The organism is Paenibacillus sp. JT22N15 (genome assembly GCF_059383755.1).
Genome location: NZ_JBXENV010000002.1, coordinates 438,407 through 459,307 on the forward strand (window position 1 = coordinate 438,407; position 20,901 = coordinate 459,307).

Here is a 20,901-nt window from a genome sequence, read left to right on the forward strand (position 1 = left end):
TTAAACCACAGTTCGCGGACTCAGGAGCAGCTATTTCGCTGCAAATGCCCATTTTGCCGGGATAATGAGGGCAATAACGGATCTCCTGTCCGCTTACGGCCTGAAATCGGTTCAAAAGCCAGAATAGCGGAACCTCAGTCCGCCAAAAGCATCAAGTGCCTCGAGCTGCCGGGAATCAGCAACAGTAACAACAACAATCACAAGTTGCGGTTCACAAGCCTTGAATCGGCGGATGTGATTGCCCTTGAATCATGGCGAACCTATTGAAGTTAACCAACGACCTCTGCTGGGAAAAATAAATCCCGCGCGTTCCCCATCATACGAGGAAGCGAGCGGGATTTTAGAGCCTGCAAGCTGCGATGCTGACCTGTCTTGCCGATTATCCTTGAAGCATGGAGCCTATAGGCACATGCTTGCTTAGTTCTGTTCCGAGCATGCAGTCTATCGCCGCATTTTTGCTTATTTCTGCTTCAAGTATGCGATCTACTGCCCTATTCTTGCTTATTTCTGCTTCGAGAATGCGGCCTATCACCCGCATTCTCCTGCTCCTAAAGCTTCAGCAGCTTGAAAATCACAGCTGCTGCCTGCGCTCTAGTCGTCTGCCCTTGCGGACGGTAGCTGCCGTCTTCGAAACCGTTCACTAAGCCCGCCTGCTGCATTGCGCTGACGGCCTCCTGAGCGAATCCGCTAATGGACTGCTCATCTGCAAAGGAAGGGAAAGGCTTCGTGCTTGCTGTGCTTTCCCATGCGATCTGCTCCGTTGCACGGGCCAAAATAACAGCCATTTCCTCGCGCGTAATCGCGTCATGAATGCCAAACGTCCCATCTGGGCGCCCTTTCACGAGGCCCAGCTTCTCTGCCGAAGCAACGGCCGCTTCATACCAAGCGCCCTGCAACACATCCCGAAGGCTGCTAGTCGCCTGCTCGTCAATCAACCCAAGCGCGCCCAGCAGCAGCTGGACGAACTCCGCTCGCGTGACAGCCCGCGCCGGCTCAAACCTGCCGCCGCCCGTTCCGCTCACGATTTCGCGCGCTGCCAGCGCTTCAATCATCGTTTGGGCCCACTTCGCTTGGCCCAAATCTCCAAAAGCCACATCCGCATAAGCGATCGCATAGCGGCTGAAATGCTCCGGCTGGAAGCGAACGACTCCAGCCGCCTCATCAACCTTCACGTTGCGCACGACTTCCAGTGCGCCGTCCTCGCCTACATAATAGACGACGACTTTGTGCGCTTTTTCGCCTGCTTTTAGCGTATATGCAAGCTCCACCGTTACTGGCGCATTATGCTTCTGCCCAAAGGCATGAATTTCCTTGCCGTCTACACTCAGCTTGAAATCATAAACGGGGTGATCGCCTAATTTCGTCTGCACATTAGCCGGCAGCTCCGCAGCTGCCACTTGGACGGCTTCCAGCGTTAATTTCTTGGCGCCTGCCGCCACAATTCCCCCGGCCTTCGTAATATCCACTGTAATCTGCACAGCACCCGCCTGTACGATGATGAACCGTACTTTGGGCTGATCCCCTGCCAGCATCAATTCCATAGGAATCTCCACTTTCGCTCCTGCTACGGCTCCCGCCTTGCTTGGCTCAAGCTGAATGCGCAGCGTATTAGCCGATTGCAGGCTAGCTAGCGCTTTCGCCATATCGCTTGCGCTCAGCTGCGCTTGCAGCAAGCCGCTCGCATCTGCTGTCACCTTCACGGTAAGCCCGTTCGCTCCCGCTTCAACGCTCGCTCCACTGCCCGTCGAGCCTGAACCTGATCCGCTCGACGTACCGCCACCCGTTCCACCACCCGGCGTACCCGGATCTGTTCCACCACCCGGCGTGCCCGGATCTGTTCCACCACCTGGTGTTCCCGGATCTGTTCCACCGCCCGGTGTTCCCGGATCTGTTCCACCGCCCGGCGTGCCCGGATCTGTTCCGCCACCCGGCGTGCCCGGATCTGTCAGCGTCTTCGCCGTCAATACGGCTGATCTATCCGATTCGCCCGCAGCGTAAAGGGCGGACACCTGATAAAAATAATCCGTATTGGCGCTCAGGCCACTATCCGCATACGATGCTGTGCTGATTGGCTGGGCGTTTGCCAGCACGTACGGCCCATTTTCATCCGTCGCACGATAAACGTTGTAGCCGCTCACGCCAGAGAGCGCTGTCCATGCCAGCTCAATCGCTTTGCCCGTCGCCGCGTTCACTTTCAGGCCAACTGGCGTCTCCTTCGTCTGCTCCTCCTGAACCGTCGTCCCATACACCTTCACCTCGCCAAACTGCGGCGTATACCAGTTGCTTGGATTGTTGCGCAGAACGGCATCGACCATCTGCACCCTTACGTACCTTGCTTTGCCGCTCAGCTTATCCGAGGTAAAACCATAGGTTTTATTGTCCGTCTTATCTAGCGCCGTCGTAAAGGTAACGCCGTCCAAGCTCGTTTCGATTTTGTATCTGTGATAGCCCTCCGAGCCATTATGCAAATACCACGAAAGCTGAATGTTCGTCAGGCTGTACACATCGCCAAGATCAACCTGCCACCATGATGGCCAGCTGTTATTCGCTGCGATCCAGCTTGTCGTGTAATCGCCATCGTTGGCGTAGGTGGCTGGACTGTTTTCCAGCTCGCTCTTCGCTATGGCTGGCTTGCCCTGCGACAGCAGCTCGCCGTTTTGCTCGGGAACGACTTCGCCCGTTGCCTGGTTGTAGTACACTTTTTCATAATAATCATATTTCGCATAGCCATTGCCCAGTGTAATCGGCAGCCAGTGCTGCTTCGCCTCGCCCGCCCCTGCTACCCAGCGGTTCGCCATATTCACAAAGCTGATCCCCGCGGAGTCTTCCATTTTCCAAATAAAGCCGGATTGCGCCGAGAAGTTCGAATTATTGCCGATTCTGCGCAGGTCCGTCCAAGGCCCTGCAAGCGAAATGGCGGAAGAATACATGCCCTTGCTCGGGTACCAGCCTGCCGCCTCAGAGGTGAACAGGTAATAGTAGCCGTCTTTCTTAATGAGCGAAGGAGCCTCCCGATGCTTGCCCTCATATACCTTGAGCACGACGCGCTCTACCGACAAATAGTCCGCAGACAGCTCATAAATAAACAAGTCCGCATTCGTGTTGCCCGAGGAAACGATATAGCCTTTGCCGTCATCATCCTTGAAGAAGGTAATATCGCGGGAATCGTTGCCTGCCGGACGCACACTGCCATGGAACGTCAGCACCCCGCCGGGATCGCCGGACAGCACCGCCGCTCTGCCGAGCGAGTAGTCCTTGTTATTTTCATAATGCAGCCAAATGACGATTTTGCCCGTTGCTTCGTTGTACGTGAAATTCCACGCCTCGAATTTGCTAGCCGCAAGCTCTGGATGAGAATCGCGGGTCAGCACCGTATCCACGAACGTCCAGTTGACTCCGTCTGCCGATTGATGCAAATTCACCTGCTTGAATCCGTCTGTATCTGATACATATTCATAATAGTAATACAGATTTCCCAGCTTCAAAAAGCCGTCATGCGTTATCGTTGGCGTGTGCGTCACATTGCCCGCATCATCAAGCCACACATTTTCCTTCGTATTATCGTACGTATCCAGATCAGCTGATGCAATAAATGTCCTCGCATGTGCGGACTGCGAAAGCTCCGAGCCGCCGCCCGGATGGGTCGCCTTCACCTTATAAAAATACGTTTTGCTGACCGCAAGCCCGTTGTCGTCATACGCCATCGCTCTTCCGTTATACACCTGCTCATACGTGCCGTTTTCACTTTCCGAACGATATAGCGTGTAGGCCGTTGCACCCGGCACGCTTTGCCAGTTCAGGCTGATGGTCGTAACCTCGGCAGCAGCCGATGTTTTTACAGCAGTCGCCAGCAAACCTTGCGGCACATCCAGCTGCATGTCGGACGAATAAATTTTCACCTCATGCAGGCCTCGGTACCAGGTAACCGGCTTATCGGCGTTGTTCGTATGTCCAAACTGCCCCAAAATCGTCAGCTTCACATATCTGTATTTGCCTGTAAGCTTGTCGCTGTTGAAGGAAGGCGTCTTATTGCCGCTCTGGTCAATAATCAGATCATACTGCTGATCATCTACGCTGCCTTCCACCTTATACGTGTAATAAACCTCCGAGCCATTCCACTCTTTCCAGCTCAGATCAATGCGGCTCAAATCATATTCCCGCTGCAGATCGACCCGCCACGTTGTCGGGAACGAGGTGCTGCCAGAATCGAAGAAGTTATCATTGCCGCCATCATTGTTCGTATCCTGAAAATACATCCCGTCATTCGCCATCGTCGCCGGGTTGCTGGACGCTTGCGAGCTCGCCACTACAGGCTTGCCCTGCGACACAAGCAAATCGGTCGCCGTCTCAAAAAGTCCCGTCGCCGCATTCAAATCCAAATCTCCGCTGTTCGTAATGGATGCGATGCCTTTATCCATTTCTAGCGGCAGCCAAATATATTGCGAGTTCATCAATGCCGACGGATTCCAGCGGTCACCTACATAGACGTAGGAGGTCGTTTCGCTGCCGTAGACGCTGAGAATGAAAGACGGCTGCGTGTAATACGTCGCCGGATCACCGAATCGCTTAAGCTCGGACCAATCGCTAAGGCTGTTAATCGACTTGGCGCTTGAATAGTAGCCTTGATTCGGATACCAGCCGGACTGCCCCGAAGTGAACAAGTAGTAGTACCCGTCCTTCTTCACAACGGCTGGCGCTTCCCTTCTGACACCCGGGAACAGCGTATACATATACTTCTCCGTGTACAAATAATCGTCCGTCAGCCTGAACACATTCAGGTCGGCGTTATTGTTCGAGGATGCGAATAAATACGCGCTGCCATCGTCATCCTGGAACAGCGTAAAGTCACGAGCCTGCATCGCCCCCGGCTGGAAACGATTCACGTACTTGTAATCGCCGTCTACGGTGTCGGATACGGCTACGATCATATTCGCCTGATTGTAGTTGCCCGCTTCCTCCCAATGTCCCCATAACACATATTTGCCTGTTTTTTCGTTGTACAGCACTTTAGGCCGCTCGATTTTCGCTGATGCGAGCTCCGGATGGGAGGCGGTCGTCAGCACATTGTTGCGGAACTCCCAATGCTTAAGATCCTTGGATGCATATACCGAGACGCCTTTCAGCACCGCCGAATTATGCCCTTTATCCTCGCCGAACCAATAATACGTGTCCGCTACTTTGAGGATATAGCCGCCGTGAGCCTGAATCATGCCGCCCTCGTCATCAAACCAGTATTCGCCGTTGCGAATAACGTCTGCTTTGCCAGTATTGTCCTGCACCTTAATATCTGCCTTGATGCGGGTAGACGTGCCTGTCACGGTTCCCTCAGCCTTGAAGCTGCCCACACCTGCATAAGCGGAAGGAGCGAGGGTATCCCACTGTACAGGAAGCGTCGTATACTGATTGTTCGTATAATCGATTTTCACCCGATCCGGGAGCCTTGGCGCGCTGCCCTTTTCCGTATAGATCGTCATGATCGGATCAAGCGTCCTCGGTACAGATAGGCCATGTACTAGTCGGCTCCAAGCCGCTTCATCGATGCGCTTGAAGCTGCCCGCCAGCGCACCGGACGGGAGCGTATAGGAGCTAGCTGCCTCCTGCGTCCACACGCCCGCCACATCCGTAGCGGAAGCTAGCGTCCACGCGCCGCCTGAATACGTATATTTCAGCCATTTATCTTCGGAATTCAGCTTGAACGTATCGGCTCCATCCGCGATAGGCGAAACGAATGCCGCGTTCGTGCCCAGCTCCGTCCAGCTTTTCCCGTTGCGGCTCACCGCATAATGCAGCGTTTCCGTGCCGCTGACCAGCTTGTTATAAGCAAATAAATAAGCGGTATTTGCATCCTGTTCCAAAATTTTAACGTCGAACACTCGCGTTTTCGATACGCTGCCGCGCGTAATGGTCGCCGTCAGCTTAACGAGCAAATCTCCTTCGCCAATAGCGGGACGGCTAACCATGCCGTCTGGGCGCAGATTAACCGGATGATCCGACTGCCACGAAATTCTCGTGCGGTTCGCCCCTGCATCCGGCAGGCTGAGCTTCGCTGTCGCCCCATCGGCATGCGCGACCGCAAGCGCGTCCTTGTCGTTTTCGACCGCTGCCTCGTCTGACAAATCTGCCAGCACCTTGAGCTGGAACAGCTTCGTGTCTGACGCATTGCCTCGCTTAATCGTCATAGTCAACGTTACGTCCACGTCTGGCTGTCCAAAGGCAGGACGCGTGACCTTCCCAGCCCTATCAACAACTGCCGGCTGGTCAGATTCCCATGCGAGTGTCGTGCCGTTAGCACCTTTAGCTGGCAGCGCAAGATCGGCCATCACCTTGGCCAAATCGCCGGGCAGCGTCACAGCCGCCTTATCTGCCGCTACTTTAGCCTGATCCTCCGGATACGTGAACAAGGCCACCTCCTTCGGACCCAACGCCCGATTGAACACATAAAAATCATCGATTTTGCCGTCAAAATACGGATCAGAGCTAAACATCGATCGGCCGATATAGTTCAGCGTCGTTTGGCCCAAATCCTTAGGCTTCAGCGTCATATTCGCATTGCGCCCCACCTCTACGCCGTCCACGTACAACACGCCTGTAGAGCCCGAAAGCGTCATCGCATAATGAACCCAGCGATCAGTTGCCTGCTGTGCAGGGCTGACGCCGACAATTTGCTCGCTGCCGCCATTTTTCAAGACGAATCGCGACTCATTAGCGCCCGTTGCTGGGGTAAAGAATATATAATTGTTCGTGCCGAGCCCGATATCGAACACACGAGTCCACTGCTTGAGCGTGTCCTGCTTCACCCAGAAAGCAAAGCTGACCTCGTTCAAATCCTTCAGCATGCCCGCAGGAAGTGATACATAGCCATTCGAGCCATTGAGATCGACGGCTCCGCCCGATCGGCCGGTTGTCCACGATGCCCCGCCGGTAAGCGTTGCTTTACCCTGATTGCTGCTGGCGCCAAGCGGCGATACCTGCGTCCCTGACGTTTCATTGAACGGGTAAGCCGCTACTATGCCCGGCAGCAAATCTGGCGATTCCGGCAGTACCAGCACCGTCGTCAACGAGATGGTTGAAGAAACGACCTCATATTTGTTGACCTCCGCTGCAACCTGATAGTAATAGGTGACGCCGGAAGCCAATCCCTTGTCCTCATAGTGCTTATCTGTTCCGACATACACTGGAGTAAAGCCCGCGGCCGCATCGGTCGAGCGGTACACACGATAGGTAGCTCCCGTTACCGTACTTTCCCAGCTAATCGTTGCCGCAGACGATGTGATGCCCGTTGCCTGCAAATCGCTCGGAGCCTCCGGCTTCGGACTCGGAATTTGCCAGATGCCTACATCATCCAGCGCGCTTTTTTCCCAGCGGGAGCGGAAGCCCGCTTTCCCTGACGTAAGGGAAGTATCTGTTACATTAAAAATAAGCTTATCATCCACGTAGGCTTTCATTTTGCTGCCTTCGACGATTATGCGCATCGTGTACCATTGGTTCACATTAATTGTAATCGGATATTCTCCAAGCGTTGTTGTAGTACCGCCTACCCGTTTGGATAGGGAGAACCGATTATCCCCCAACTGGAACATATAAAAATTGTTCACATCGCTGTATCGTGCCAAAATGCCGGGAAACGCTCCCGCAGCCACTTTTTTCACCTTGGCCTCGTACACGTAGTCGCTGCCAATATCCTGATTGACGGATGCAATGGCCTCGTCCCCCGCGCTTACGTACAGCACCTGATTGCTAGCCGAAGCCGGATCAGCTGCTGCTTTAATAATGCTGCTGTTATTAACCGTCCACCCTTGCAAATCTCCATCCTGAAAATCATCCGTAAACAGCGGTTCGTTGGCAACAGCTGCTGCCTCCTGAGCGACGAGCAACTGCTGCTCTACCGCTCCTCCTTGTCCCTCTTGCGACTCCCCTGTTTCACTTTGCTGCTGCGATTGTTGAACTCCTTCTGCTGTAGTTACCGTTTCTTCTAAGGCCAGCGCAGATTCTGCCGATGCCGTTGCCGTATAGACAGGCATGATCCCAGGCAAAACGATCATCAGTGCCAGCATAAGCTTGGATAGTGCAGCTATGGATTTTTTCAATTGCGACCCTCCCCAATTTTTTTCACGTTGACCTTCAACCCAGATAAATGGTAAGCGCTTACAATTGTTGGAGGAAGAGAATGGCTTTCCCCCAACCCGGCGCCTTCCGGTCTGTATTTAGCTTAGCCCAATGCTTGTACAACCCGGAAGAGCAACAATACAAGCCTAGTGAACAATGTGGCGTTTTCACGACTGAACTATTTTAACTTTGGTGAACTCTTGAAGTATGTTGTACAGCCTTTCCCATGTTACTATAATATGGCTTCTATCAGCACTCTGTTTATTAGGAGGAAAATGCCTTATGAAAGCTGTAAACGCCACAAAAGAAGATATACAGAGCTGGCTGGCACTGGCTTCCGAGGTCGAGCATCTTTTTGGCCCAATGGTAGACAGCCCCAAATTCCTGCAAGCTTTGGAGAAGAACATACAGCAAAATCGTGCATTTTGCGTAAGAGAAAAGGATGGTCCGCCAGGTGCGCGCTTGCTAGGGGGCTTGTTATTTTCTTCATCACAGGCCCCTCTCTATAAAATTGGCTGGTTGTCTGTAGCAAGAGAAGCCAGAAGCAAGGGGGTCGCAACTTTGCTGCTAAATCATATTTTGATGTTAATCCCGACATCATCAGAGCTGACCGTCACGACATTTGGCGAGGATGTATTAGAGGGTCTGCCCGCAAGAAGGCTCTACGAGAAATTTGGATTTGTGCCTTTGCCATTGGCCATACCGGCTGGGCCAGAAGGCGGCTCACGGCAAATGTTCAGGCTGGCCATCAGCTCCTGACGGGCTGAGACAAAAGCGCATAAAAAGCAAAAAAGATCACCCTCTCCTTCCGTGAGGTGTGATCTTCTTTTTGTCTGCTTAAGCGTACAGCGTCATCCGCTTCATCTGGTCAGTACTATAGGGCCTGAGCGGGTAACCGCGACGGTATGCTTGACATGCGCTGTCGCAAGTCCCGGCTCGACACTAGCAGCGTCACCCGCCAGTGCGCCTAATCCCACAATCAAATCAATCGTCAAAATCATGCCTTCTGCCAATAGCTCCTCCGGCTGCTCCACCGGGCGCATCTCTCCCTGCTGAAGCCGCTGGAGAATGCCATGGACCGCAATATCCGGCATGCTGTTCATGACCAGACAGCCCGACTTGGCCGCCGAAGTATGGATAGCCACGATGATATCTCCGGCGCTTTTGCCTACTCTCGCTTCGGCAATGCCGCGATTCAGCGTGTGCTGCGCCGTGCGCAGCAGCTTGCGTGCCAACGGGGACGGCTCACCTATTGCATACGTCCAGGCAAATTCAGCTGCTCCGCCATCCACCCCGGCTATCATTTCGATTTTGACCATATCACCGCTGGACAGAGGAGCCGTTCCGGGAAATCCTCCCCGCAGCATCCCGTTTACCGAGGCATAAATGGCGAACGGATAACCTTTGCGCCCCTTATAGGCCGGAAATGCCCCTCTCTCCAGCATGAATCGCTCCGTAAACCGCTCAATCTCAAGCGTCGTCACCCCACAGGTAATCCGCTTTGACAGCTCCTTGTGGCATGCAGCTATAATGCTCCCTGCATGCTGTACATACTGCTCTTCCATGCCAAGCGCAAGCTTCGTCAGCATATCCAAACCTCCCTCCTCTATTCACCATATTCGAGGAGCAAAGCGGTCATTCTCACGAATGTGAACAAATTATGGATTGCGGTGTTTTCTCTCATTCCCTTCAAACAAAAGGGCCCTATTCCCCTTGAAGGGAATAGAGCCCGTATAACCATGCGATTAGCCGACTGAGGAGTTGAGCTTGCCCATTTCATCTTCCACCAGCAATGTTAATTCTTCCTCGTAGCCGCCGGTAATCCGGTACTTTCGAATGTAATCCCTAACAAATTTGCGTGAATCCTTGGGTTGGAAAATTCTCGTTAGTTCTTTCAGGCTTTCCTTGACTTCATTCTGGCTGTGCTTCGCCATGAAATCTCCTCCCTTAACGTTGGATGGTCGTCCTAAACAACAAATTCCGAGAACACATTCGGCTAAAACACCGCCGGACTCCCATCGGTCAAGCGTCACCATGGTTTGATGATTCAAAATGTTTGAACTTTTCTTACTATTATAACATTTATGCTACACTTGGGAAAGCATGCATTTGACGGTCTCGTCTACCAAGCGTATAATTTATGCGAAATCAGCGCTAGTCAGGCGTCCTGTCCAGACGTGAATCACGCTCCTCCTCACCAGCGGAAGCCTCGTCAGCACTAGCATGACGCTCTATGGATGAACGGACAGAAGCTGCGCTCCGGTCTTTATGAAACATTCGTAAATAGGCGACAACTCCGAAAATAGCGACCGCAATACCGAATGACAGCACCAGCGCAGTGACCCAGCCCTGAACCATTATCCCAACTCCTCTCTGATAAGGTGAAACGGCTGTCGCTTGCCCTTGGCCGCGAAGCGCGTTTCAGTCCGAGAAATACAGAGAAAGGATCACGTTAGGATATCCTTTCCTATATTTTAAGGTGAAACGGCTGTCGCTTGCCCTTGGCCGCGAAGCGCGTTTCAGTCCGAGAAATATAGAGAAAGGATCACGTTAGAATATCCTTTCCTATATTTTAAGGTGAAACGGCTGTCGCTTGCCCTTGGCCGCGAAGCGCGTTTCAGTCCGAAAAATATAGAGAAAGGATCACGTTAGGATATCCTTTCCTATATTTTAAGGTGAAACTTATATATGCTTATAATCTTACATATCGGCAAAAAGCCGCTTGTTTTCAAGCTACAGATATTTCCAAATATAGGTTACATTATAGCGAATATCCAGCCTAGCTTCAACTGTCCTAGGAACGATCTTGCCTAGCCAAACCATAATGTAAGCCCTTTCTTTTATTTGGCCGAAAAAACCTCCGCTTCCACACTTTCCTCGGAACGAAGGCTCGGCCTCAAGCATCCTATAAGTCTTAAGCAGCAGCCGGAGCCTGTTTGCCGCAGCTATGCAAAGTCCGGCATAATCTCCTGAATGCAATCCGGCGACTCGTACGCTTCATTGCCTACCGCATTCGTTACCGGATATGCTCTGAGCTGATACGATTCCAGCGGGTCGAGATGCTTGCGCAGCGAACGGAAATCATGAATGCGCGGATTGAGCCAATCTTCCAGCCCTTCCTCGTCGAGCACGATGGGCACGCGCGGCTGCCAGCCGGATAACGCACCTGAAGAATTAGCCGTAATCATCGTAAATGCGCGTACTTCCTGTCCCTGATAATTTTTCCAGGCATCAAAGAAACCCGCTACTCCAAACAATCGCTGGCTCGGTACCACAATATGCATCGCCCGCGGCTCGCGCTCCTGGCCATATTGCTGCCAGCCAAAGAAGCCGCTGCACGGTACAACACAACGCTGCCTGCGCAGCATCCGCTCGAAAAACGGCTTTTCAGACAAACGCTCGCAATCCGCATTTACGGAATCCTTCGCCCAGAACGGAAACAAGCCCCATCTGGCATCCTGAAGCGTCCGCTCGCCTAAACGGTCATTCATCACAATCGATACCGACTGGGTCGGCGCTATATTAAACCTTGTCACATCGCAATCAATTACATTCCCAACCTGAAACGAGCGAACCAAATCATCGACACTTGCCTTTACCGAATAACGTTCAATCATCTGTATATCCCCCTCGAAGCTGTGCGGGCAAGCTTTCCGCAACGCTCAAAATATCGTCTTGCCCATTATTTGCATAAGAGGAGGGTTTTTATTCGCTTCTTGGCTTAATTTGTCGTAAAACGCTTGCGGAATTTAAGCGGCGGCATTCCGGTATGGGAGGCAAACAGCCGCGAGAAATGCGGGGTTTGCCGGAAGCCCGTTTCCTCCGCGATGCGGGCGATCGTCCAGTCTGTCTTAATAAGCAGCAGCTTCGCCTGATCCAGCCTATAGTAGAGCAAATATTGCTGCGGCGTACAGCCGAACACCTCGGTCATACAGCGCGTAATATAATTGGTATGCAGCTGCAGCACTTCGCTGAGCATGCCATTGCTGATCGGGCTGCGGTAATTCATTTTCAAGTAGGCAGCTGCACGCTCCGCCACCGATACGCCTGCTCTGGCAGCATCCGAACGCCAGCCTTCATCGAGCATTTGCAGCAAATGCAGAAAACGCTGCTGGCGCTCCCAAAATGCACCATGCGACGAGCTTTGCGCGGCATCATGCAGCTGTCCGAAAATGAGCTTCGCTTCGTCTGGATAGGACAGATGGATTTTTTTCGGCAGCCGAATAGCATACGTATAATAATCTCCCCGTAAGGAGCCCGATTGACTCCCCTCTGTCTCTTCCCATGCACCCACCGTTTGAAAATGTACCCAGTCAAACACGGTCGTCTCCTGGCAGGGCTGATACGAATAATGATAGCTGTCCGGCCGCAAAATTAGCACATCCCCAGGGCCCAGCAGCCATTTACGCTCCCCTTCCGAAAGATGCAAAGCGCCTTCATGGACAAACAGCATATCGAATACGCCAATATTGGTCCGGTTCGGATGTTCCTCACCCGCTTGATACGTCCTGCGGTTTGATTCTATAAAAAAGGGCAGCGGCGGCGAACGAAACGTTAGCAGCAGTTCCTCTGACACGACAATCTCTCCTTGTGCAACTATGTAAGTTAGTATTTATGTATTGCCCCATGTTACATAACTAACAATCGTTTGTCTACCTTTGCCGCCGGATGCGTCATAAGGGAGCAAGTGGCTTGCACGGCAAAAAAGCTTGACGGACATCGTTGTCCCGCCAAGCTGGCTCTCGCCTTATTTTTCCATCGGTTATTGAAGCGCCTGAAGGCCGCCTTTATCGTAAAAAAAAGGGCCTTTGGACCAAGCTGAAGCCAAATGCATCAGCAGCTCCGTCTTAAGACGCTCCCGAGTGGCCGCATGTTGGTCATCACTATATAAATTATGCCATTCTCCTGCGTCGCTCGCCAAATGATACAGCTCGCCCTTCGTTTCGTCTACGCGCGCCGCTGCATCCCGCACCGAACCATCGATGTAGAGGATCAGCTTCCATTCCTTCGTTCGCCACATATAGACGGGCGCCGAATGCGGTGCGGTTACCCCCTTGCCGTGAAATTCGCAGAAGCTTCCCCGCCGCACCGTCTCACCGAGCAGATCGAAGCCCGGCAGCATCGGATTGCGCTCAAGCCCTGCAGCCGCAGTCAATGTAGGCACCAGATCAATTAATTCGGCTGGCCGCTCATCCTCAGTGCCCCACTTATGCTGCTGAATATAGGAGCCCGACAAAATCATCGGCACCCGCACGCTGCTGTCATACAAATTATATTTATTGAAGCGGTAGCGCCGTTCGCCCAGCATTTCGCCATGATCAGAGACGAATACAATGAGTGCATTTCCGAGCCGGCCCTGCTGCTCCAGCTTGTCCAAAGCAAGGCCAAAATAATGGTCAAGCCACGAGCAATTGGCCCAATACCGCAGCGTTGTCCGTCTCTGCTCAAGTGGACTCATCTGCTCCCAAATGCGCTTTTTCTCCAAATAAACCTCTTTGCTGTTCGCATTTAAATCATCGGTTGCCTGTAGATGCGTGTTCTCTTCCACCTCCCAAGGCGGCTGCGGAATATCGGGAATTTGCTCCAGATCATACAAATCCTCAAATTCCTTCGGCACATTCAAGCCCGCATGCGGTTTGAGAAAAGATAGGTAGAAAAACAAAGGCCGCGAAGCATCCAGCCCTTCATCGATAAAAGCAAGCGCCTGCTCCGCCACCCAGCCGTCGCGATGATGGTTCAGCGGCAGCGTACTGGTTAGGCCAATGTAGCCGTTCGAATTTTCCTCGCCGCCCCCGAAGGAGGCCGTTTCCCGGTGATACGCTTCGAGCGCCTCCGGGTTGACATCGCCCATCATAATCGCGCCTGCCTCATAATGCCCGCTTGTACGGGACAGCCCTACTGCCCGCACCTCAAAGCCTCGCGTATCCGGCTCTTCCACGCCCTGGCCGTGGTTCCAGTGGGTTTTGCCAAAGCCCGCCGTCTGATAGCCGGCCCGCTGCATAATAGCCGGAAGCGGCTCCGCTGGCAGCCGGCTCTCGTCGAACAGGCCGCCGTAATTCGTGCGGACGCCCAGCTGCGAAGGGTAATAGCCCAGCATCATGGAGCTCCGGCTTGGGACGCACATCGGCGACTGGCATACCGCCTGATTGAACGCAATCCCTTTTTCTGCCAGCTTGTCAATGTTTGGCGTATGAATATGGGCATTGTATTTGCCGATACAATCCCATCTCTGCTGGTCGGTCATTAGAAATATAATCGTTGGCTGTTCTTCTGATTGATTGGTCATCGTTCACCTCTTCTTCCTGCTTTTATGGTTACTATATGGTTGCCTTATGATTGCTTTAAAGTTAGGCTCGGGCCTTATTTCCCCTGCCCCAAGCTGTGCAAGCGGGTCGGCTCTCCCGCACTCCGAACGACATCGCGGTAGCGGCTTGGCGTAATGCCCTCGCTTTTTTTGAACGTTCGATTGAAGTAGCTCGGCTGGTAGCCGACCAGCTCCGCGATTTCATTCATTTTCAGGTCGGAATGCAGCAGCAGTTCCTTCGCATGGTTTAAACGAACCTTCGTTAAATAATCGATAAAATTGCAATCAAACGCCTGCTTAAAGGATCGGCTAAGCGTATAGGAATTCATGCCGTAGGCGTCAGCAAGCGCTTCAAGCGACAGGACAGAGGCATATTCATTGTCCACATGCTCCTTCATCTTATAGATGGCCTGCTGAATTTGCTTCTCCTGCTTGCCTGCAACCTCGTGAATAAACACGTCGACCACTTGATGACGGAACCACCATAGCACATCGTGGGTATGGTTCAACTGCTGCAGCTCATCAAGGAGCAGCCTGCCTTCGAACAGCTGTACAGGATTGGCGCCAGCCTGCATCATCGCATGCTGAATCGTTCCAAGCAGCTGCAATAGACGATACCTGAGAGCCTGAGAGCCTGCCGCTTCGCCACCTTCCCCAGATGCCTCTGCAGCAGAAGCCTCTCCGGAAGCCAACTCGCCGATGAAGCGGCTAATGCCTTCCATCGCTTCATCCCCGCTGCCGCTGCGTATCGCATAGACGATGTCATTTTCGAGCGCAAAAGGATAAGGGCTATCTGCACCGGAGGCTTGCTGCTCCTGCTGCGCTAGATCGATAACCGTTTGCGTGCTCGCAAGCAGACGGTGGCGCAGCGTCTGCTTCGCTTTCTCGAACAGCGTGGGAACTCGGCGCAGCTCAAGCACGGTACCCGCAACTACAACCGTCAGGCGTAGACCAAGCGTCTGCTCCACCTGAGCAGTCAACTCGCTGGCTAAACCGAGCAATTGCGTATGCTGCTCATCGGCATTCGACTCGCTGGCATGCCGTTGACTACCGGATGGCCCAGCTTCGCTCTGTTGATCAGCTGGCTGATCGGCTTCCTGCTCTAGTGCAGCCAAATCGCTAGCCGCATCCAGCTTAGGCAGCGCCAGCAGCACCCCAATCGAGCCATCGTGAAAATGCAGCTGCTCAGCAGCATAACCCTGCCGCACTGCAAGCTCCGCCAGCAGCTCGGATACTTCAAGTGAAGCGATATCGCCTTCACTTTGCCGCGGCGACGACTCGCTGCTTCCGAAGCCGCTACCGAAGGAGCCACCTCGAAACTGCACGACCAGCGCCGCCCAGCTGCCGCCGTCCTGCGCAGCCGCGCCCCCGAGCTGCTCCAGCCGCTCCCGCAGCTCCGCTTCGGCAAGCTCAGGCAGATGGCCCTGCGCCAGCTGCAGCAAGAAGCTCTCGCGGATGACTGGAATATGATGCTCCAGCCTGCTGCGCAGCGTCTCACGCTCCCTTTCCATTCCCCGCCAGCGCCGCTCCAGTGCGCCCAACTCGTCGCGTCCCTCCTCCCGCTGCCTCAAACCGCCGCCGCTGCGCTTGTCCCCGATCAGCCTTGCCAGCAGGCCGGCCACCGGAGAATAGATGCGCAGCGAGCCGATCCATGACAGCGCAAGTGCCAGCAGCAGCCCGCCTGCGCTAACCGCTAATATAAAGCGCGAAATAAGCAGCGATGGCGCAATAACCGCCGTCATGGGCGCAGCGGACACATAAATCCAATCCGTACCGAGGCGGCGAAAGCTGCCGTAAGAGACGGAATATGCCTCATCGCCATATTCCATGCGCAAGGACTCGCCTGAGCCGCGATGCTGCAAGTAGACTTCGCGCAGCTTTGCCGCAAGCGGCGATGCGGGCTCGCTGCCATTCATGAGCCAATTGCCCTCGCTATCGAGCAGAAAGGTCTCTCCCTCTGTATAAGGCGTGAGCGTATCCAGCAGCCGGTTCAGCTTATTCTCGTCGAGCGTCGTCGTCACAATGCCCAGCGGCTTCTCCTCTCCGCCCGGCAGGCGATTGACCAGCATTGGCGCTTTGCCGCCTTCGGATCGGGTCCAATAGGCGCCCACAGACTGACGAAGCAGCGCTTTATATTGCTCGAGTTTGTCCAGATCATCGATAAAATCATAGCGGTCCGGCTTCATGACTAGCGGCTGCGGATACAGCAGAAACAGCTCCGCCTGTTTTACTAATGTATGCGAATTGTTCATAATGAGCAGCGTGCGGTACAGCTCATGCACCTGCTTGTATTTATAGACGAAGTCCAGCTGCCGCAGCCGATTATCGAATACGGGATCGAAAGCCCATTGCGAGAAGGACAGCTCAAGCGCCGACAGCTGCTCATCTATCGTCCGCGCCCGCTGCTCGATCTGCGCATGGTGCAAATGCTGGAGCACCGTTTCCATTTTCACCGTAATCGATTTATGCATGACAATTCCCATCACAAGGCCCGGAATGCAGGCGATGAGCAGCACAAGCGCCAAACTCCGGCGAAAATAAGAGCCGCGCAGCATAGCCGCCGCTTCCGTGCGCCTGCCTTTTCCTAAGCCTTCTGCAAAACGTCTGATTCCCATCGCCATCGCCTGCCTTCCTTCGTTTTTTATGCCTCAATGCTTATGGCATGCAGCATGGGCCATGTGCCCGTTGCCTATCCTTTCACAGAACCGACCATCGCGCCCTTGGCAAAATGCTTTTGCAAAAAAGGGTACACCAGCAAAATCGGCGTTATCGCGATAATGACGGAAGCCATCTTGAGCATTTCTGACGGCGGAGCCTCCACAGCCTGGCCTGGAATGGTCAGGTCGATGGTTGAGGCGCTTTTCAGCATATTTTGCAGCAGCACTTGAATCGGCCATTGCGCCGCATCATTCAAATACAGCAGCGCCGAGAAAAACTGGTTCCAATAGCCGACGGCGAAAAATAGCCCGAATGCCGCCAGCGCCGGCAGCGACAGCGGCAAAATAATGGTCAGCCACGTCCGCACCGCGCCACTGCCATCCATCGCTGCCGATTCGCCAAGCTCGGCGGGCAGGCTGTCGAAGAAGCCCTTCATCAGCAGCACCGTCCAGCCGTTCGCAAGCGATGGCAAAATGAGCGACCACAGGCTGTTGATCAGCCCCAGCTCTCTAACGAGCAAATAATGCGGAATGATGCCGGGGCTGAACAATATCGTCAGCAGCACCAGAAGCATCAGCGGCCTGCGCAGCAGCATCCGACGCTGTGACAGCGCATAGGCGAAGGACGAGCTGATCGCAAGGCTGCACAGCGTGCCGATGACGGCCAGAAACGCGCTATTGCCGAGCGAGCGCGGGAAAGCCTTCGTCGAAAGTAAATATTCGTACGCCTCGAGGGACCATTTTTGCGGAAACAAAACGAACTTCTTAAGCAGAAATTCGCTCGGATCGGTGAACGAAACGATAAACACATAATAAATCGGGAATACCGTCACCAACGCCAGCAGCCCGAGAAACAGGCCATTAGCCGCTTGGAACACACGGTCGCCGAAACGTTGCTTCATATTGCATTGCTCCTTTTAGTAGACGCCATCCTCGCCCAGCCGCTTCGCCAGCTTGTTGGCAAGCAGCACCAGAATAAGGCCGATGACAGATTTGAATAGCCCGACGGCCGTACTGTAGCTGAATTGGCCCTGCTGAATGCCGACCCTGTACACATACGTATCGAATACTTCCGCTACCTCGGATACCGCCCCGTTATACATGAGGAAAATCTGCTCGAAGCCCACATCCATAATGTCGCCCAGCCGAAGAATGAGCAAAATTACGATAACGCCGCGGATGCCCGGCAGTGTAATATGCCAAATTTGGCGCAGCCTGCCCGCTCCATCGACACGTGCCGCCTCATAAATTTGCGGATCAATGCCCGCAATCGCCGCCAAAAATACAATCGTGCCCCAGCCGCCTTCCTTCCACACCGCTTGCAGCGTCACGAGCATCCAGAACGAATCCGGGTTCGTTAAAAAATCAATTCGCGGTTGCCCAGCGGCTTCAAGCATCGCATTGACAAGCCCCTCCCCCTTGCCCAGCAGCAAAAAGGTCAGGCCGGCAATGATAACCCATGATAGAAAATGCGGCATATAAATGACCGTCTGCACGATCCGTTTGTACAGCATGCTGCGCAGCTCATTCAAACAAAGGGCCACAATAATGGGCACGGGAAAAAAGAGCAGCAAATTCAGCAGGCTGATCGCCAGCGTATTGCGAAACAGCAAAATAAATTCCGAATGAGCGAAAAAACGGGCAAAGTGGGCAAACCCGACCCACTCGCTGCCTAACATTCCTTTGAACGGAAAATAGTTTTGAAAAGCGATCAGTACGCCCCACATCGGCACATATTTGAAAAGAATGAAAAATAACAGCCCTGGCAAAGCCAGCAAATAAAGCGATTGGTCGCGCCGAAGGCTTGAACGCAGGCTTTTCCAATATTTTTGACTGCCGCTGCTTCCCGCGTTCTGCTTGTTGCCATCAGCCACTGTTATAGCTGCATCGGCATCGGTTGCTATTTTAACTGTCGTTTTAGTTGTCGTTTTAGCTGTGTTCTCCGTCGTCGTGTCATATGAATGTATTGGGCTCATTAAACGCTGCCCCTCCTCACCCTGCCGCACCGCTCCATGAAATGGGTGGGCGCAGCAGGTTGATTTTATATTATTCCTATGCACTTAATTGGTTTTAAGATAATAGCATAGGTGTTTTGCTTTGTAAATCTTGTACATCTACTTCGCGTTTCGATTCAAATACGATTCCGTAATTTCCTCGGTCATTTTCAGCACCTGAGGGTCCTTGCGCGTTGCTTCTACGAACGCCGTCCAAGCGCTGAGCGGCTCGCGTCCGAGGATGATTTTCGCCTTCAAATCCTGAATTTTTTTGTTCAGCTCTGGCAAAATCAGTTGGCCCGTCTCCGATTGCAGCCCCGCGGCAATGTTGGCAGCGTACGTTTTCGCCCGCTCTTCATTGACCTTCTGGAACAGTTCATTCGCTGCCGTCTCTTCTTCCGTTCCAGCTTTCGTATCCCATACGACATCGCTCACGTTCACAATATGGTTGAAGTCGGACGCATTATCGGCCTTCAGCTTCTCGCCATCGACGATTTTTTCGCCATTTTCCACACGATAATGGATACCCTCCAGCCCATCGCGCTGAATGGCATATACATCCTCATTCATCCACGTATCAAGCAGCTCCAAAATCCGTTTCATCTTCTCTTCCGGCACATTCTTCGGAATGGCAAGAATCCCGTTGTAGCCGCCGCCCTTCGGATTGTAGCCGTTCAAATTCGCCAGCGGGTAAAAATCGGTATATTTAAAATCAGGAGCCACCTTCTTAAGCTCATCGGCATAAATATTTTTCATCGTTCCCGTCTTGTCGACGATAATGCCTGCTTTATTCGCCTTGAACAAATCGCGCACCTGCGTCAGCTTAAGCGACAGCAAGTCCTCCGGCATCATTTTATTCGCATAGGCCTCTGTCAAATACGCAAGCGACTGCTCCGTTTCCGGCAGGAACGCGGTAAAGATCATTTGCTTGGTCGCCTCATCCCACTTCCAATTGCCGTTCACTCCTGTAAAAGAGCTCTCGATCGCGCCCAGAACAGGCCCGATATTGCCGCCAAAGCCAAGGTCTGCCGGATCAATGTAGGCAGCAAGTGCCGTCGTATCTGCCACACCGTTGCCGTCCGGGTCATCTTGAACAAATGCCTTCATAACGGTTTTCAGCTCATCCGTCGTTGTTGGCACCTCAAGGCCGACCTTATCCAGCCAGTCTTTGCGAATAATAAAGAACGATTCTCCATCGACCGAGCGTGGACGCGGCACGCCGTAATTGCCGCCATCTGACAGCTTCGTCGTCTCCCAAGCGATATCCGGAATGCGGTTTGCGAGATTCGGGTAATCCTTAATATAATCGGATAAATTCCAGAAAGCGCCTTGCAGCGCCATATTCATAAACGTGCTTGCGAATGGATCATTAACCATAATCAGATCGGGAATTTCGCCCGAGGCGAGCGTTAAATTCAGCTTCTCTCCATATATGTTGTTGGAAATCCACTGAATGCTCATTTTCGAATTCGTCGCCTTTTCAATTGCGCGTTTAATGACATTATCATCGGCAGCTGGCGTTGCGCTTGGCGTAATCGTCATAATGCTTAGCTCAAGCGGCGCTTCTGCGCCTTCATTGCCCGATGAAGCGCTTGGCGAGCTACTGCTGCTCTGCCCTCCTTGGTTCGCACCTGCAGACTCAGAAGCTTTTCCGCAAGCAGATAGCAGCAAGGTCATGACGAGCAGCGCCGCCATCCCTCCGCGAGCCCATCTTTTTTTCCTTATTCCTGAACGTATTGCCATATCCACCTGTCCCCTTCCATTTCCTCAAAATTTTCATTTATCCCATGGGTATAATCGGCTTTAATGCAGCACATTCCCGCCCGCAACCTGTCTTGTA

12 protein-coding genes are annotated in these 20,901 nt (G+C 53.1%); 1 reads left to right on the top strand and 11 read right to left on the bottom strand.

Features of this window, described 5'->3' with window-relative positions:
- Nucleotides 1–548: 548 nt before the first annotated feature.
- A complete protein-coding gene (locus AC50X8_RS05570; RefSeq protein ID WP_494879014.1) occupies nucleotides 549–8,087 on the bottom strand; it encodes an immunoglobulin-like domain-containing protein in 7,539 nt (2,512 codons plus the stop codon).
- Nucleotides 8,088–8,388: 301 nt separating this feature from the next.
- Between AC50X8_RS05570 and AC50X8_RS05575 the strand changes: the two genes are divergently transcribed.
- Entirely contained in the window at nucleotides 8,389–8,865 is a 477-nt protein-coding gene (locus tag AC50X8_RS05575) for a GNAT family N-acetyltransferase (RefSeq protein ID WP_056031751.1), read from the top strand.
- A gap of 101 nt (nucleotides 8,866–8,966) precedes the next feature.
- Here AC50X8_RS05575 and AC50X8_RS05580 read toward each other — a convergent pair whose 3' ends face one another.
- From AC50X8_RS05580 to AC50X8_RS05625, 10 genes are all read right to left on the bottom strand, one after another.
- Complete coding sequence (locus AC50X8_RS05580) at nucleotides 8,967–9,695, bottom strand: M24 family metallopeptidase (protein ID WP_056031754.1); 729 nt, start codon at nucleotides 9,693–9,695, stop codon at nucleotides 8,967–8,969.
- A 156-nt stretch (nucleotides 9,696–9,851) separates the two neighbouring features.
- Nucleotides 9,852–10,040 (bottom strand): hypothetical protein, encoded by a 189-nt coding sequence (locus AC50X8_RS05585; protein WP_046229494.1) that lies wholly within the window; start codon nucleotides 10,038–10,040, stop codon nucleotides 9,852–9,854.
- Between the two features lie 220 nt (nucleotides 10,041–10,260).
- Nucleotides 10,261–10,464, bottom strand: coding sequence for a hypothetical protein (locus tag AC50X8_RS05590; RefSeq protein WP_056031757.1), 204 nt, complete (start codon nucleotides 10,462–10,464; stop codon nucleotides 10,261–10,263).
- 587 nt (nucleotides 10,465–11,051) lie between these two features.
- Complete coding sequence (locus AC50X8_RS05595; RefSeq protein WP_056031760.1) at nucleotides 11,052–11,723, bottom strand: SOS response-associated peptidase; 672 nt, start codon at nucleotides 11,721–11,723, stop codon at nucleotides 11,052–11,054.
- A gap of 104 nt (nucleotides 11,724–11,827) precedes the next feature.
- A complete protein-coding gene (locus tag AC50X8_RS05600) occupies nucleotides 11,828–12,682 on the bottom strand; it encodes a helix-turn-helix transcriptional regulator (protein ID WP_056031763.1) in 855 nt (284 codons plus the stop codon).
- Nucleotides 12,683–12,868: 186 nt separating this feature from the next.
- Complete coding sequence (locus AC50X8_RS05605; protein ID WP_494879015.1) at nucleotides 12,869–14,392, bottom strand: sulfatase family protein; 1,524 nt, start codon at nucleotides 14,390–14,392, stop codon at nucleotides 12,869–12,871.
- A gap of 74 nt (nucleotides 14,393–14,466) precedes the next feature.
- Nucleotides 14,467–17,031 carry a helix-turn-helix domain-containing protein gene (locus AC50X8_RS05610; RefSeq protein ID WP_494879016.1) on the bottom strand — a complete coding sequence of 855 codons (2,565 nt, stop codon included), beginning with the start codon at nucleotides 17,029–17,031 and terminating at the stop codon, nucleotides 14,467–14,469.
- 68 nt (nucleotides 17,032–17,099) lie between these two features.
- The gene (locus AC50X8_RS05615; protein WP_056031773.1) at nucleotides 17,100–17,969 is read right to left on the bottom strand and encodes a carbohydrate ABC transporter permease; all 870 of its coding nucleotides are present in this window, start codon (nucleotides 17,967–17,969) and stop codon (nucleotides 17,100–17,102) included.
- Nucleotides 17,970–17,984: 15 nt separating this feature from the next.
- Complete coding sequence (locus AC50X8_RS05620; protein ID WP_494879017.1) at nucleotides 17,985–19,043, bottom strand: ABC transporter permease; 1,059 nt, start codon at nucleotides 19,041–19,043, stop codon at nucleotides 17,985–17,987.
- Nucleotides 19,044–19,181: 138 nt separating this feature from the next.
- Nucleotides 19,182–20,804 carry an extracellular solute-binding protein gene (locus tag AC50X8_RS05625; RefSeq protein WP_494879018.1) on the bottom strand — a complete coding sequence of 541 codons (1,623 nt, stop codon included), beginning with the start codon at nucleotides 20,802–20,804 and terminating at the stop codon, nucleotides 19,182–19,184.
- Nucleotides 20,805–20,901 lie beyond the last annotated feature (97 nt).

Bases quoted from the DNA above. Each gene is read 5' to 3' on its own strand.
- AC50X8_RS05605 (WP_494879015.1), bottom strand. From the start codon at position 14,392: ATGACCAATCAATCAGAAGAACAGCCAACGATTATATTTCTAATGACC.
- AC50X8_RS05625 (WP_494879018.1), bottom strand. From the start codon at position 20,804: ATGGCAATACGTTCAGGAATAAGGAAAAAAAGATGGGCTCGCGGAGGG.
- AC50X8_RS05615 (WP_056031773.1), bottom strand. From the start codon at position 17,969: ATGAAGCAACGTTTCGGCGACCGTGTGTTCCAAGCGGCTAATGGCCTG.
- AC50X8_RS05580 (WP_056031754.1), bottom strand. From the start codon at position 9,695: ATGCTGACGAAGCTTGCGCTTGGCATGGAAGAGCAGTATGTACAGCAT.
- AC50X8_RS05610 (WP_494879016.1), bottom strand. From the start codon at position 17,031: ATGGCGATGGGAATCAGACGTTTTGCAGAAGGCTTAGGAAAAGGCAGG.
- AC50X8_RS05575 (WP_056031751.1), top strand. From the start codon at position 8,389: ATGAAAGCTGTAAACGCCACAAAAGAAGATATACAGAGCTGGCTGGCA.
- AC50X8_RS05585 (WP_046229494.1), bottom strand. From the start codon at position 10,040: ATGGCGAAGCACAGCCAGAATGAAGTCAAGGAAAGCCTGAAAGAACTA.
- AC50X8_RS05590 (WP_056031757.1), bottom strand. From the start codon at position 10,464: ATGGTTCAGGGCTGGGTCACTGCGCTGGTGCTGTCATTCGGTATTGCG.
- AC50X8_RS05620 (WP_494879017.1), bottom strand. From the start codon at position 19,043: ATGAGCCCAATACATTCATATGACACGACGACGGAGAACACAGCTAAA.
- AC50X8_RS05595 (WP_056031760.1), bottom strand. From the start codon at position 11,723: ATGATTGAACGTTATTCGGTAAAGGCAAGTGTCGATGATTTGGTTCGC.